10 protein-coding genes and 3 pseudogenes are annotated in these 14,270 nt (G+C 59.1%); 2 read left to right on the top strand and 11 right to left on the bottom strand.

The annotated features are described in order from the left end of the window. Positions 1-306 precede the first annotated feature (306 nt). Together EAH78_RS13680 and EAH78_RS13675 are read left to right on the top strand one after the other, a co-directional pair. The gene (locus tag EAH78_RS13680; protein ID WP_140668006.1) at positions 307-663 is read left to right on the top strand and encodes a DUF6124 family protein; all 357 of its coding nucleotides are present in this window, start codon (positions 307-309) and stop codon (positions 661-663) included. Positions 664-848: 185 nt separating this feature from the next. Then, complete coding sequence (locus tag EAH78_RS13675) at positions 849-1,478, top strand: class I SAM-dependent methyltransferase (RefSeq protein WP_140668005.1); 630 nt, start codon at positions 849-851, stop codon at positions 1,476-1,478. Positions 1,479-1,596: 118 nt separating this feature from the next. Here EAH78_RS13675 and EAH78_RS13670 read toward each other — a convergent pair whose 3' ends face one another. The 11 genes and pseudogenes from EAH78_RS13670 to EAH78_RS13620 all read right to left on the bottom strand — a co-directional run bounded on the left by EAH78_RS13670 (position 1,597) and on the right by EAH78_RS13620 (position 14,261). Then, positions 1,597-4,647, bottom strand: a complete 3,051-nt coding sequence (locus EAH78_RS13670) for an efflux RND transporter permease subunit (protein WP_140668004.1) — start codon at positions 4,645-4,647, stop codon at positions 1,597-1,599. Then, positions 4,644-5,708, bottom strand: a complete 1,065-nt coding sequence (locus EAH78_RS13665) for an efflux RND transporter periplasmic adaptor subunit (protein ID WP_140668003.1) — start codon at positions 5,706-5,708, stop codon at positions 4,644-4,646. The genes EAH78_RS13670 and EAH78_RS13665 overlap by 4 nt, the downstream gene beginning before the upstream one ends. Next, positions 5,705-6,808, bottom strand: a complete 1,104-nt coding sequence (locus tag EAH78_RS13660) for an efflux RND transporter periplasmic adaptor subunit (protein WP_140668002.1) — start codon at positions 6,806-6,808, stop codon at positions 5,705-5,707. Before EAH78_RS13660 ends, EAH78_RS13665 begins: the two co-directional genes overlap by 4 nt. Before the next feature lie 333 nt (positions 6,809-7,141). Then, positions 7,142-8,003, bottom strand: a pseudogene (locus tag EAH78_RS13655) (transporter substrate-binding domain-containing protein). Next, positions 8,000-8,758 (bottom strand): amino acid ABC transporter ATP-binding protein, encoded by a 759-nt coding sequence (locus tag EAH78_RS13650; RefSeq protein ID WP_140668001.1) that lies wholly within the window; start codon positions 8,756-8,758, stop codon positions 8,000-8,002. The pseudogene EAH78_RS13655 and the gene EAH78_RS13650 overlap by 4 nt, the downstream one beginning before the upstream one ends. Continuing rightward, positions 8,731-8,907: pseudogene (locus tag EAH78_RS13645) on the bottom strand (amino acid ABC transporter permease); the annotation flags it as partial. The gene EAH78_RS13650 and the pseudogene EAH78_RS13645, both read right to left, overlap by 28 nt. Then, positions 8,888-9,553 (bottom strand): annotated as a pseudogene (locus tag EAH78_RS13640) (amino acid ABC transporter permease). The pseudogenes EAH78_RS13645 and EAH78_RS13640, both read right to left, overlap by 20 nt. 634 nt (positions 9,554-10,187) lie before the next feature. Continuing rightward, positions 10,188-10,970, bottom strand: coding sequence for a MetQ/NlpA family ABC transporter substrate-binding protein (locus EAH78_RS13635; RefSeq protein ID WP_140668000.1), 783 nt, complete (start codon positions 10,968-10,970; stop codon positions 10,188-10,190). Between the two features lie 156 nt (positions 10,971-11,126). After that, a complete protein-coding gene (locus EAH78_RS13630) occupies positions 11,127-12,062 on the bottom strand; it encodes a sigma 54-interacting transcriptional regulator (protein WP_140667999.1) in 936 nt (311 codons plus the stop codon). Between the two features lie 57 nt (positions 12,063-12,119). Beyond that, entirely contained in the window at positions 12,120-12,701 is a 582-nt protein-coding gene (locus EAH78_RS13625) for an alpha/beta hydrolase (protein ID WP_140667998.1), read from the bottom strand. A gap of 486 nt (positions 12,702-13,187) precedes the next feature. Beyond that, a complete protein-coding gene (locus EAH78_RS13620; protein ID WP_140667997.1) occupies positions 13,188-14,261 on the bottom strand; it encodes a fatty acid desaturase in 1,074 nt (357 codons plus the stop codon). Positions 14,262-14,270: the final 9 nt, after the last annotated feature.

Genomic DNA, 14,270 nt, shown 5'->3' with positions numbered 1-14,270 from the left:
TCCCTTTCCTTTGCAGGACATTTCCTAGATCATTCCGCTCGCTTGCGCCTGCCCAATTCGGTGGCTAGTCTCGGTCCGTCACTGCTCATCAGTGATCGGGTTTAGTCGCCCGGAACTTTCCAGGCGCACAGCGCCACCTCATTTCAGGTGTTTTCATTGCCTGAAAGTTATGGTGGCTGTGCGCAGGGCACCCTCGGGTGCGCCGGTATTGCCTGGTGACCGGTCGACTAACCTGTGTGCAGCCGCCACCCCTGTTCGTTTAGTCGCGATAACGGTTGGCTCCAATTAATTCCAGGAGTTTTACCAATGAAAAGATCTGTTCCCGATCCACCACCCGAAACCTCCGCCCACGAAACCGGTACTGAAGACCCGCTCCGGGATCGATCAGCGCTCTACCGTGCCATTGATTTCTATCTCACTGGCGATCAACCCTCACCGCCCGATGAACTGCGCTTTTACAACGTCAGCGAAGACGTGAGCTTTGAAGACACCCAGCTCTATGTCGCCGACCTGTTGCGCTGCGCTTCGGTGACCGCGCATCAGTGTGGCGATCACCTCAAAGGGGCGGACCGGGCCATGGTGTTTTCGGTCTGGCATTTGCTGGAGATTGCCAAAGCCATGGTTGATCGTTCGATTGATTGCCTGGGGATGAAGCAGGGCTGAGTTATTGGTTGTCGGTAATACCGCTTTCGCGAGCAAGCCCGCTCCCACATTTGATCTTTAGTGGACACAAAATTTGAGTCCGACTCGGTGAAGTGTGGGAGCGGGCTTGCTCGCGAATGGCTGCGAAGCAGCCACCGGCCTCTTGGCGTATATTCGGCAAACCCCAATTGCCTGTGCAGCCCCTCATGAAACAGACCCCCGACGACCTCCAGCAGATCACCGCCACCACCCTGGGCCATTACAACTCGGTGGCCGAAGGTTTTCGCGAAGGCACCCGTGATCACGATGTCAGCCAGAACATCGATGCCCTGTTGCGCCATATTCAGGGCACGGCGCCGTTCGACATTCTCGACTTCGGCTGCGGTCCCGGCCGCGATCTGCAAACCTTCACGCGCATGGGCCATACCGCCGTCGGCCTCGACGGGTCGGAAAAGTTTGCGCAAATGGCGCGTGAGGACAGCGGTTGCGAGGTCTGGCAGCAGGACTTCTTGAAGCTGGATTTACCGGCCGAACGATTCGACGGGATTTTTGCCAACGCGGTGCTGTTTCACATCCCGCGTCAGGAACTGCCTCGGGTATTGAAGCAATTGCGCGGGGCGTTGAAACCGGGTGGGGTGCTGTTCAGTTCCAATCCTCGCGGGGAGAATCAGGAAGGCTGGAATGGGCCGCGGTATGGCGCTTATCACGATCTTGCGGCATGGCAGGATTTGCTGATCGAGGCGGGGTTTGTCGAGCTGGAGCATTACTACCGGCCAGCGGGGCTGCCGCGGGAGCAGCAGCCTTGGTTGGCGAGTGTTTGGCGTAGGCCTGTGTAGTCAGTCCGGACGCCTTCGCGAGCAAGCCCGCTCCCACATTTAATCGCGCCAGTCTGGACAACTCGGTCAAGTGTGGGAGCGGGCTTGCCCGCGATTAGAGCGCGAAGCGCTCGATTTTTTATGCCGCCTCTTTCTTCGGTTCGCGAATCTTGTACCAGGCCACATACAGCGCCGGCAAAAACAGTAGCGTCAGCAACGTCGCGATGATGATCCCGCCAATCATCGCGTACGCCATCGGCCCCCAGAATACTTCCCGGGCAATCGGGATCATCCCCAGGCTCGCTGCCGCCGCCGTCAGCAGAATCGGTCGGCGTCGATGCTCGGTGGCCTGAACCACCGCGTCCCACGGCACATAACCCTTCTTCTCGTATTCATCGATCTGGGTCACCAGAATCACCGAGTTACGAATGATGATGCCGATCAGTGCCAGGATCCCGAGGATCGCCACAAAGCCCATCGGCGTCCCCGTCGGCACCAGCGCGATGACCACGCCGATCAGGCCCAACGGCGCGACGCTGGCCACCAGGAACATTTTCTGCACGCTGTGCAACTGGATCATCAGGAAGGTCGCCATCAAGAACAGCATCAACGGCACGACCTTGGCAATCGGCCCCTGGGCCTTGCCGCTTTCTTCCACCGTACCGCCCGTGGCGACTTTGTAACCCGCCGGCAACGTGGCTGCGAAGGCGTCGATAGTCGGTTTCAAAAGGCGCACCAGATCCGTCGGCTGAATCTCGTCACGCACCGCGGCCTTGACGGTGATAGTCGGTAGCCGGTCGCGACGCCACACCAGCGGCTGCTCCAGCTCGTAACGCACAGTCGCGAACGCCAGCAGCGGAATCGACGTGCCGTTGGGCGAGACGATCTGCAGGTTCTGCAGGGTTTCCGGCGTACCGCGTTCGGAATCCACGGCACGGCCGACCACGTTGATCAGGTAGATATCGTCATCAACCTGGGTCACTGGAGCTCCACTGACGATGCTGTTCATCAGCTCAGCCACATTTTCGGAAGACAGACCTAGCTGGCGAGCCTTGTCCTGGGCGATGTCGATGCGCAGCACTTTGCCCGGTTCGTTCCAGTCGTAAATGATCTCGCCGATGTGTGGGTTCTTGTCCAGTTCGGTGGCCAGGTCGATGGCGTGTCGGCGGACCTGGTCGATGTCTTTGCCGCTGAGCCGGTACTGGATCGGACGGCCCACCGGCGGGCCCATCTCCAGGGCCTGGACGTAAGCGCCAATGCCGACGAAGTCCTTGCGCAGGGTGTCGCGAATCCGCTGGGCCAAGGCTTCACGGGTTTTGCCCTTGCTGACGATCACCAACTGCGCGTAGTAGGGGTTTTGCAGTTGCTGGTCGAGCGGCAGGTAGAAACGGATCGCGCCCTGCCCGATGTAACTGCTCCAGCGCACGATGTCCGGATCGTCCTTGAGCTCGGCTTCGAGGCGATCCACCGCTTTGCGGGTTTCGTCGATCGAGGCGTTTTGCGGCAGGTTCAGGTCCACCAGGATTTCCGGACGGTCCGAAGACGGGAAGAACTGGTTCTGCACGAAGCGCATGCAGTAAATCGACAACGCGAAACACAGCACGGTGATGCCGATGGCCCACCAGCGATTGCGCATGCACCACAGCAAGCCGCCGTTGAAGGCCTTGCCGATCCGCCCGGGCTCGCCGGTGTGTGGTTTGACGTTGGTGCTGAGGATGTGCACGCCGATCACCGGCGCGAACAGCACCGCCACCACCCACGACACCAACATGGCGCAGGCGATCACTGCAAACAGCGTGTAGGTGTACTCACCGGCGGAGCTGGCGTTGAGACCGATCGGCACAAAACCCGCCACCGTCACCAGCGTACCGGTGAGCATCGGGAACGCGGTGGAGGTGTAGGCGAACGTGGCCGCCTGCTCCTTGGTCTCGCCCAATTCCAGGCGCGTGACCATCATCTCCACGGTGATCATCGCGTCGTCCACCAACAGGCCGAGTGCAATGATCAGGGCACCCAGGGAAATCCGCTGCATGGTGATGCCGCTGTACTCCATGTACACAAACACCATCGCCAGCACCAGCGGGATCGAGCACGCCACCACCAGCCCGGCACGCACGCCAAGGCTGATGAAGCTGACCACCAGCACGATGATCACCGCCTCGAACAGCGCACTGGTGAAGCCGCCGACGGCTTCTTCTACCACCACCGCCTGATCGGACACGTTGTGCACGCCGACGCCCACCGGCAGGTCGGCGATCAGTTGGTTGATCCGCTCATGCAACGCCTTGCCGAACGCCTGGACGTTGCCGCCCTTCTGCATGGCAATTGCCAGGCCGATGGCTGGCTGGCCGTTGAAGCGGAATTGCGGCGTCGCCGGATCGACGTAGCCGCGAGTGATTTCGGCGATGTCGGCCAACCGATAGAAGCGGTCGTTGAGCTTGAGATTGACCTCGGCGAGGTCTTTCTCCGAGGCAAACTGCCCTGAAGTCCGCACCGAAATCCGCTCCGGCCCGGCCTCGATCACACCCGCCGGGGTCACGGCGTTCTGTGATTGCAGGCTCTGCACCACCTGACGCTGATCGATGCCCAGCGCCGCCAGTTTGCGCGTGGAGAAATTCAGGTACAGCACTTCGTCCTGCTGGCCCACCATCTCGACCTTGCCCAGCCCCGGCACCCCGCGAATCTCGGCGCGGGCCTGCTCCACGTAGTCACGCAACTGGCGCATGGTCAGGCCATCGGCGGTGAAGGCGTAGATCGAACCGAACACGTCACCGAACTCGTCGTTGAAGCCTGGGCCCTGCATGCCTTGGGGAAACTGGCCGCGAATATCGTTGATCTTCTTGCGCACCTGGTACCAGATTTCCGGAATGTCCTTGGCACTGGTGGTGTCGCGCAAGTACACGTAAACCGTGGATTCCCCGGGCCGCGTGTAGCTTTTCACGTAGTCGAGAGAGTCGAGCTCTTCGAGTTTTTTCTCGATGCGGTCGGTGATCTGCTTGAGGGTTTCCTCCTGGGTCGCCCCCGGCCATTTGCTCTGGATCACCATGGTCTTGATGGTGAACGAAGGGTCTTCTTCGCGGCCCAGATTGATGTACGAAAACACACCCATCAGCAATGCGACGAACATCAGGTACCAGACGAACGACTGATGCTTGAGGGCCCATTCGGAGAGGTTGAAAGGCCCTTTCATTGACTGTCCTCGTCAAATTTCACTGGTTGCCCCGGTTTGAGGCTGTTTACGCCGGCCGTGATGACGCGCTCGCCGTTCTTCACACCGCCGGCCAGCACCACGGTGCTGTCGGTGCGGCTGATGACCTTGACGTCCCTGGGTGCCACGGTCTTGCTCTGTGTATCAAGGATCCAGATGCGGGGTTTGCCGTCGACCTCCTGCAACGAGGTAAGCGGCAGTTCGATGCGTGGCTTGATCGCCGAACTCAGGGTGACGCTGATCGCGGTGCCCAAACGAAAGCCTTCCGGCGTTTCAGCGAGGGTCAGGCGCGCGCGACGGGTGCGCGTGGCACTCTGCGCCTGGGGCTCGATTTCGCGGAGGGTCGCGGTGGTGGTGGTCTTCGGGTCGAGTTGAGCGGCGACCTGGAAAACCACATCCTCGGGCAGTTGATCGACCAGGGTATCGGGCAGGTCGATCACCGCTTCCTTGATGTCCGGTTGCGCCAGAGTCACCACTTGCTGGCCGGCGGTCACCACTTGGCCGACCTCGGCGTTCCATGCGGTGACCACGGCTTTATGGTCGGAACGCAATTGGGTGTAGCCGAGTTGATCCTGGCTCTGGCTGACTGCTGCCTTGGCCTGATCGAGGGACGCCTGGGTGGTTTTCAATTGAGTCAGGGCGGCGTCCAGTTGCGCCTGCGCGCCAACGCCGCGGTCAAACAATGCCTGCTGACGCTGGGCGGCGGCCTGGGCATTGATCAGTTGCGCCTGGATTTTCGCCAGATCCCCCTGAGCCGAACGCAACTGGTTTTGCTGGTCGGAAGGATCAAGGGTGGCCAGCAGCGTGTCCTTGGTCACCTCGGCCCCGACATCGACGTTACGACTGGCGATGCGCCCGGCCACGCGAAAACCGGTATTGCTTTCGTAGCGCGCCTGGATGCTGCCGGCGAACCGGCCGAGATCCTCTTCTTTCAAGGCCTGCACCTTGATCGACAACACCGGGCGTACTGGCTCCGGCGGTGGCTCGTTTTTGGAGCAGGCGCTCAGCACCAGCCCGATGGACAACGCCCATAAAGGCTTCATGGCTTGGCTCCCCCTCCCAGATCCTTGTCAGTATTTTCGGCAATCTCGACGTCCATGCCCGGGTGCAATAACTGCCCACCGGCGATCACGACTTTTTCCCCACCGGTGAGCCCCTTGCTGATGATGACCTTGCCTGTCAGGTAGCGGCCGACCGTGACCGAGTGCAACTGCGCCTGGCCCTTGTCGTCGATCAACCAGACGGCGGGTTCACTGATATTTTTGGTCAGGGCCGACCACGGCAATTCAACCGACGACTTGCCCGCGCCCTTGGCCGTGGCGCTCACGACCGACCCGAGCTGCATGCCCTGCGGCAGACTGTCCAGACCCACCTTGACCTGCACGGTGCCTGACTGGGCGGACACCGCCGGGGTCACTTCGCGCACTTTGCCGGTGGTTTTGATCTCGGGGTTATCGAGCAGGCTGAGGACAATGGTGTCATCCGTTGGCTTATCGGCCAGCAGCGCTTCATAGACGTTGAATACCGCGTCCCGATCGCCATCACGGGCCAGGCTGAACACTGGCATCGTTGCCTGCACTACCTGGCCGACTTCGGCCTGTCGCGCGGTAATGATGCCTGGCGCATCGGCAATCAGTGCGGTGTAGCTCAGTTGGTCGCGGGCGTTGGCCAACTGCGCCTGGGCCGCGCTCAAGGCGCTCTGACTGCTGCGCAACGCCGCTTGGGCCGAGTCATATTCGCTCTGGCTGGTATAGCCCTTGGGCAGAAGTTTTTGCTGGCGCACGAACGCCGCAGCGTTCTGTTTGACCAGCGCCTGTTGGGCGACCACTTGGGCCTGCGCCGAATCGACGCTGGTCTGCAAATCCTTGGGATCGAGGCGGGCCAGCACTTGCTTGGCCGTCACCCGATCACCGACATCCACCGAACGCTGGATGATCTTGCCGCCTACGCGAAACGACAACTCGGTCTGGACCCGAGCCTGGATATCGCCGGTCAGGGTCACCGCGGCTGCATAATCCGCCGGTTGAACGACTTGAATGAATACCCTTGGCAGGTATTCCTTGACGGGTTCTTTTTTATCGCACGCCGTCAGCAGGGTGACGACACTCAAGGCCATGATGACTTTCAATCCGGTGACCGCCATGCAAACTCCTTGGCCTTTTTCTATGGGCAATACGACAGAGAGCTTAGAACAGGGCTCCAAGCTTGCACACCCGGCTTATGGAGAAAAAGTTTGTGATGGGTGGCGCTGAAAACGCCTGTTTTAGACGGTTGCGAGTGCCTGACAAGAATTGTCGGGCGATTGAGTCTGGATGAACCGACGGGGTATCAGCCCTATTGGGTGGCGTCATAGAAACCGCTTTCGCGAGCAAGCCCGCTCCCACATTTGACCGTATTCCTCTATGTGAACTCGGTTAAGTGTGGGAGCGGGCTTGCTCGCGAAGACGGCCGAAAAGTCACTGCATGAATCAGAGACTCAACCCTGCCATTTCCCGCCCTCGACAATCACGCTCTCAGGCTTGGTGTCATCGCTCAGTTCCTTGCGCACGTATTGGTCGTACAGCTTGAGCAGGTACTTATCCTCACCCAGCTTCGCCAATTCCGCATTCACCCAATCTCGCAGTTCGATATTGCCTTTCTTCACGGCTGGCGCAATCGGTGCTTCGGCGCCCAGGGTCTGGGTCAACACGCGGTAGCCCGGGTTCTGCTTGGCCCAGCTGAACAACACCAGATTGTCCTGCGCATAGGCATCGCCGCGACCATTGGCCAGGGCTTGCAGCGATTCGGAGTTTTTCTCGAATTTCAGCAGCTTCCAGCCCGGGTGGTTTTTGGTCAGCCAGATGTCCCGTCGTACCGGTGGTGACGATCGTCGTACGCGTGGCCAAGTCGTCGAGGTTTTTCACCGTGCTGGCTTGTGGCACCAAGGCCTGTACCGCGACCTTAAGGTTCGGGTTGGTGAATTCCACCGCTTCCTTGCGCTCCGGGGTGACGGTCATGTTGGCCAGGATCAGATCGACCTTGTCGCTTTGCAGGAACGGAATCCGGCTGGCCGGTTCCACCGCGACGAACTCGACTTTGTTTTCATCGCCCAACAGGTCCTTGGCAAATTGACGGCCAATATCAGTATCGAAGCCCACTTAGCGTCCGGCTTCATTGACGAAACCGAACGGCGGCTTGTCGGTAAACACGCCCACGATCAGCTTGTCCCGGGCTTTGATTTTTTCCAGGTAGCTGGCGGACGCGACAGGCTTGGCCGGTTCTTCGGTTTTGTTGCAACCGGCCAGCAACGCGAGGCCGAGCAGCGGGAGTAGCAGCAGTGACGCCTTGGCAGTTTTCATAGCAGTTCCAGTTCCTTTGTTTGAGTCGTTTGGGGTAGTGCGGCGACGTAGGAGAACTTCTCCAGGAACTGCTGCGCTCGTGCGGTTTGCGGGTTCGTAAAGAAAATCCCGGGAGGGTTTTGTTCAAGGATTCGCCCGCCATCCATGAACACGATGCGGTCCGCCACAGCGCGGGCGAAGGCCATTTCGTGGGTGACAATCAACAGTGTCATGCCGTCGCGGGCCAGGCCTTGTATGACTTCCAGCACTTCCTTGACCATTTCCGGGTCGAGGGCGGCCGTGACTTCATCGAAGAGCATCACGTGGGGATTCATGCACAGCGGGCGGACGATCGCGATGCGTTGCTGCTGGCCACCGGAAAGCTGACGCGGGAACGCATCGCGCTTGTCAGAGAGGCCCACGCGCGCCAGCAAGGCTTCGGCCTGATCACGGGCTTCTCGGCGATCACGCTTCTGCACTTTCAGCGGGCCGAGCAACAGGTTGTCGAGCACGTTCATGTGCGGGAACAGGTGATAACTCTGGAACACCATGCCGATCTGCTGGCGGACTTTTCGCCAGTCGGTGCCTTTGTCCAGCAGTTCACGGCCGGCAAAATTCAGGCTGCCGCTGTGCGCGACTTCCAGGCCGTTGAGGCAACGCAGCAAGGTACTTTTGCCGCAACCGCTGGGGCCGAGTATGACGATCACTTCGCCCGTTTTCACTTGCAGGTCGATACCGTTGAGCACCGGTACACCCGCAGGATTACGTTCAGCCATGTCGAGTTCAGCGTGCGCAACACGCCGTAGAACACGCCACCGACGGTGCTGATGGCGATGCTCAGAAACGAGATCGACAAGGTTTGCGCGGCGCCCTTGCCCAGTTGTGGCAACGACACCCAGAGCAATTCAAGACCCGAACTGGCCATGCTGGAGCCTCCTTTCCAGACGGCTGAGCAGCAGCGACAGCGGCAAAAAAAGCAGCACGAAAATCAGCGTCAACACGGCAAGCATTTAGTAGGTTTTGTAGTACAGCGCGATGTAGCTTTTGGTGGTGTAGAGAATTTCCGGCACCGCTACGGCCGAGACCACGGTGGTTTCCTTGAGCAGGAAAATGAAATTGGCAAACAGCGAAGGCAAGCCGAGGATGCCGGCTTGCGGCAGGATCACGTAGCGCAGCAATTGCCCATGAGACAAGCCGATGGAACGGCCCGATTCAAGTTGCGCCAGGGGTACTGCATCGATACCGGCGCGCAGCACTTCGGTGAGGTAGGCGCCGCCGAGAAAGGTCATGGTAATGATCGCCGCGGCGAAGCCCGACACCTTGATGCCCAGCGCCGGCAAGGCGAAGTAGACGAAGAACAGCTGGATGAGCAGTGGCGTATTGCGCGCCAGCTCGACGTAGAGACCGACCAGCCGTTGCAGGTAGGGCGTGCGGAACACCAGGATCGTTGCGTTGATCAGCGCCACCAGCAGCGAGGTGCCAATGGCGATAAATCCGACCTGCAGCGTCACGCCCACGGCGTTGAGAAACGCCGGCAGGGTGCTGAGGATAAAGGCGTAATCGAAGTTCATTGAAGCTCCTGAACGCCGCTCGGTAAGCGACGGTGGCGCAGTCCATGGACCGTGGATAACGGCCCGGCGGATACCGACTTTAAAGGTATAAAAAACAGAATTTAAATACCGTTAAAGCATATTGATATCACGCAAAAAACTCTCCGCGGATTTGCTGTCGCAACGGATGACGACTATTTTCCTTTGCGCTGTAGGAGGGATCTTTTTTTCGAAATGCCCCTCCAAGGACGGACAGCTTTTGGCCAGACTCCCTCGGCTGAACCCTCACAAGGAAGAGAAAATGGCAGACGTAAAAGTGCCAGAGCGACTGGATCCGCAGGACATCGTGAAGTTATTGGTGGCGTTGCGCAGGGCGTTGAAGGCCGGGGTGGCCTGATTCTCCAGAGCGCACAGATTCACCTGTGGCGAGGGAGCTTGCTCCCGCTCGGCTGCGCAGCAGTCGCAAACCATTCAACGCGGTGCGCCTGAAAAAACGCATGTGTCGGTCTTTAGGGTCGCTTCGCAACCCAGCGGGAGCAAGCTCCCTCGCCACAGAGACCTCATTTGCCAAAGATTGTTTGCGCACACAAAAAACGCCGACGCTTTATCAGCCGTCGGCGTTGGAAACCTTGAAGGGTTTTGGTGCTGCGTCGAATCAGAACGCCGGCAGAACGGCGCCGCTGTACTTCTTCTCGATGAAGGCTTTCACTTCAGGACTGGTCAAGGCCTTGGCCAGTTTCTGCATGGCTACACTGTCCTTGTTGTCCGGACGAGCCACCAGGAAGTTCACGTAAGGCGAATCCGCACCTTCGATCACCAGCGCGTCTTTAGCCGGGTTCAGACCCGCTTCCAGCGCGTAGTTGGTGTTGATCATGTCCAGGTCGACTTGATCCAGCACACGCGGCAGCATGGCCGATTCCAGTTCCTTGAACTTGAAGTTGTGCGGGTTCTTGGCGATGTCTTTCGGAGTGGCCAGAGCGTTTTTCGGGTCTTTCAACTCGATCAGGCCAGCCTTCTGCAGCAGGATCAGGGCACGGCCGCTGTTGCTGCCTTCGTTCGGGATCGCGATGGTCGCGCCATCTTTGAGCTCAGCCAGGCTTTTGACTTTCTTCGAGTAGCCGCCGAACGGTTCGACGTGCACGCCGATCACGGTCACAAGGTTAGTGCCTTTGCCTTCGTTGAAGCTTTTCAGGTATGGCAGGGTCTGGAAGTAGTTGGCGTCCAGACGCTTTTGGTCAACCTGTACGTTGGGTTGAACGTAGTCGGTGAAGACTTTGATTTCCAGGTCCACGCCTTCTTTGGCGAGGGTTGGCTTGATCAGTTCGAGAATCTCGGCGTGTGGAACCGGGGTCGCTGCAACCACCAGTTTCTCGCCAGCCTGGGCCAGGCCCGCAGTCAGGGCAGCCGCCAATGCGGTGAACAACAGAACCTTTTTCATGCAGTGTCCTTATCGAAAATCTCGGTCGTCATCGACGACGGCTAAATACAAGTGCCAGTGAAGTGCTATCGCTGGCGTGAAGCGGACAATACCGGGATTTTTTATTCCCGAACAATATCTTTTATTCACTTTCATATTCCATTTTGTTCATAGAGATCATTCCAGCGTCTGCGTCAGGCTTTCCAGCAAACGCTTCAGCGCGGAACGTTCTGTGGCGGTGCCGTTTTTGATCAGTTGAACCGCTTGCTGCTCGATCTGCGCCAGCGATACGGGCGTCTCCAGCAAATTCAGATGTTCGGGCAAAATCTCGTCGCCGGTGCTCACCAGCAATGCGAAGTGAATGACGTTCTCCAGCTCGCGGGTATTGCCCGGCCAACTGTGCCGCTCCAGCACTAGTTGCGCGGCCTCGCTGATCAGCGGCACCGGCAAGTCGAGGCGCTGGCTGTAGATGCCGAGGAAATACTCGGCCAGCGAGAGGATATCGCCCACGCGGTCACGCAATGCCGGGAGCTCCAGGTGCCCTTCGCTGAGGTAGTGATAAAGCCGCTCGTGAAATTTCCCGGCGGCGACTGCCTGGGCCAGATCAATGCTGGTGGCGGCGACTAAACGCACGTCCACCGGGCTCGGTTGATGCGCGCCAACCCGGGTGACTTCGTGATTCTCAAGTGCTGAGAGCAATTTGATCTGGATGGGTAGCGGCAAATCGCCGATCTCATCCAGATAGAGCGTGCCGCCGTTGGCCGAACCAAACCACCCGGCACGGCTGCTGGCCGAACCGCTGCAGCTGCCGGCGGCATAACCGAACAATTCGGCGTCGGCGTAGGTCGGGCTGATCGCGCCGCAATTGACCGAAACGAACAACCCGCCGCGATCACTGGCGCGGTGGATATGGCGCGCCAGCAATTCCTTACCGGTGCCGGTTTCACCGCGGATGAGCACCGAGATCGAACGCGGGGCCAATTGCTCCAGATCCTGGCGCAATTGCCGCGAACGTGGATCGACAAACACCAGGGCCTTGGCGCGGATGCTCAGGGGACTTTTTTCTGCATCGGGAAAGGTCAGCAGCGGCTGACCGAAGTGTTCAAGACTCATGGCAGACTCCCGCCCAAAACCGCCGGGAGACGGGTAGGCGTTTAAAAAAGAAAGGGGTCAAGCACGGCGCAGGGCGTGATGTTCCATGCGGTTCTGCAGGCGATAGAGGTAGGCAAAACCCTGCTCCCAACGCTGGTGACCGGACTTCACATTGATGTGCCCGGCCCCCGACAAAATCCCTGCCTCGGCACCCCAGTTGCGCGCCAGTTCAAGGGCTCGCGGCGCACTCACGGCGCTGTCGTTATCGGAACTGACGACCTGGCTCGGGAACGGCAACAGGTCGGTGGGAATCGGTGCAAAGTTACGCAACGCCGGCGCGCACGCCGGGCGCTCGACATCCGCTGGCGCGACCAGTAAGGCCCCGCGTACCTGACGCAGGAACTGCACGGGGGCAGCGCCAGCCCAATGGGCGACGGTGATGCAACCCAGGCTGTGAGCGATCAGGATCACCGGCGTGCTGTCGGCGGCAATCGCCTCGGCCAGTGCCGCAACCCAGTCTTCACGACGCGGTGTCAGCCAGTCGTCTTGCTCCACCCGCGCGCTGTTCGGCAGGCTGTTCTGCCAGTGACTTTGCCAATGATCTTCCGGCGATCCTTGCCAGCCCGGCACAATCAGGTAGCGAATTGATTCGTTGCGCATGGGGGGAACTCTCCTGCTGCGTGTCTGTTCCTGATCGAGTATAGGGAGGGGATTTATATTCGTTAAGGAATAAGAAGCTATTTATTAATACCCATATCGAATATCAGATCACCTACCCCTGTAGCAGTGAGCCTGCTCGCGATAGCGGTTGATCTGTCACCGGAGAGGTTGAATGGGAGGACTCTATCGCGAGCAAGCTCGCTCCCAGAGGGAAACGGTTTTTGTCTGGAATAAAAAAAGGGCCGCACCCTGCCAAGGAGACGGCCCCGGAAACTCAAAACCTGTGAAGCAATGATTGTTTGAAATGGTTATCCAATAAAGGAATATTTAATTACTTTATTAGAATCAAATCGCATATATCAAACAGCGATACATGACCCACCAAGCCTCCCTGCTTGAGTCTTAACGTACCGCCTCTTTGGGTCAGATTGATGACGAACGCCTTCACCGTTGCCTACTGGGCATTTGAGTTTCCGATCACATCCATCAAACCTGAGCGACACGAGATTCCTGCGTGTGTACCGCTTCTTTGCGTATAAACCGATTAGCCCGCCCAAACGTCCCGTAATCGTTGAATCGCACCCCCATCTCACGCATCACTTTATGCGCCACCGGCACGGTCATCTGGCGGATGTAAAACGGTTCCTTCACCACAAAGTGATGGATGCCATGGCTGCTGCCGAAGTTGAAGCAGAACGCCTGCAACGGCCACAACCACCAGGCGTTCAGCACCTGGCACTGCTGCATCACGTTCCCCGGCTCGATGTCGCCGTAGTAGTGCATGTTCGAGCTGATGAAGTGCAGGCAGAACGTGCGCAACACGTTCGGGCCGATGATCACCACGGCCGCGATGTCGATCACCTGCATCACCGACAACGTCGTTGCCGACCACTCGATTGGCGCGCCCATCAGCGATGCGATGCCGTTGGCCGCATGGAAGCCGAGGAACACGTACCACGCGCCCCAATGCAAAAGCGCCAGCGGTGCGTAGACCTTGAGCGTGCGTTTGATAATGCTGAATTTATGCGTCCAGGTTTTCGCGCGCAGCATACGAATGAGCGCCGACATGATGTTGTCGCCAATCATCAGCAACCGCGCAAAACCCCAGGGTTCCCCGTTGGTGATGGCGCGTTCTTCCATGTCGGTCTCCGTGCCGGACACCTTGTGATGATTGAGGTGCAGATGCCGGCGGATCCACGGATTGATCGTGCTCGGCCGCGCCAGCCACACCAGGCCCATCATCAGGTTGTGCGGCACGCGCTGTTTGCGAAAGTACATGCTATGGATCAGGTCGTGTTCCAGCTCGTGGGTCAACGAGGCGAAAAACGCGTTGAGCAACAGACACGCCCACCAGGCCATGTGCCCGGTCATGTACAGCGCCGCCGAGCCGATCATCCCGGCCAGGGCGAAGGCCAGAATGCCTGCGCCGAGGGCATCCTGATGCTTGAGAATCGGGTAGCGCTGACGCAGTTCGACGCCCTTGGCCAGCACCACTTCACGAATATGTGCTGATCGCTGCGCTGCATTCAGTCGCTGGGGACTTGCAGAAGTACCGTGCATGCTTCCATC

Source organism: Pseudomonas arsenicoxydans (assembly GCF_006438915.1).
GTDB classification, from domain to species: Bacteria; Pseudomonadota; Gammaproteobacteria; order Pseudomonadales; family Pseudomonadaceae; genus Aquipseudomonas; species Aquipseudomonas arsenicoxydans_A.
Note: the sequence above shows the minus strand (reverse complement) of the source record. Positions and strands in the feature narration are given on the sequence as shown.

Excerpts from the sequence above, each read along its gene's own strand:
- EAH78_RS13680 (WP_140668006.1), top strand. The coding sequence starts at position 307 with ATGAAAAGATCTGTTCCCGATCCACCACCCGAAACCTCCGCCCACGAA.
- EAH78_RS13675 (WP_140668005.1), top strand. The coding sequence starts at position 849 with ATGAAACAGACCCCCGACGACCTCCAGCAGATCACCGCCACCACCCTG.
- EAH78_RS13670 (WP_140668004.1), bottom strand. The coding sequence starts at position 4,647 with ATGAAAGGGCCTTTCAACCTCTCCGAATGGGCCCTCAAGCATCAGTCG.
- EAH78_RS13665 (WP_140668003.1), bottom strand. The coding sequence starts at position 5,708 with ATGAAGCCTTTATGGGCGTTGTCCATCGGGCTGGTGCTGAGCGCCTGC.
- EAH78_RS13660 (WP_140668002.1), bottom strand. The coding sequence starts at position 6,808 with ATGGCGGTCACCGGATTGAAAGTCATCATGGCCTTGAGTGTCGTCACC.
- EAH78_RS13650 (WP_140668001.1), bottom strand. The coding sequence starts at position 8,758 with ATGGCTGAACGTAATCCTGCGGGTGTACCGGTGCTCAACGGTATCGAC.
- EAH78_RS13635 (WP_140668000.1), bottom strand. The coding sequence starts at position 10,970 with ATGAAAAAGGTTCTGTTGTTCACCGCATTGGCGGCTGCCCTGACTGCG.
- EAH78_RS13630 (WP_140667999.1), bottom strand. The coding sequence starts at position 12,062 with ATGAGTCTTGAACACTTCGGTCAGCCGCTGCTGACCTTTCCCGATGCA.
- EAH78_RS13625 (WP_140667998.1), bottom strand. The coding sequence starts at position 12,701 with ATGCGCAACGAATCAATTCGCTACCTGATTGTGCCGGGCTGGCAAGGA.
- EAH78_RS13620 (WP_140667997.1), bottom strand. The coding sequence starts at position 14,261 with ATGCACGGTACTTCTGCAAGTCCCCAGCGACTGAATGCAGCGCAGCGA.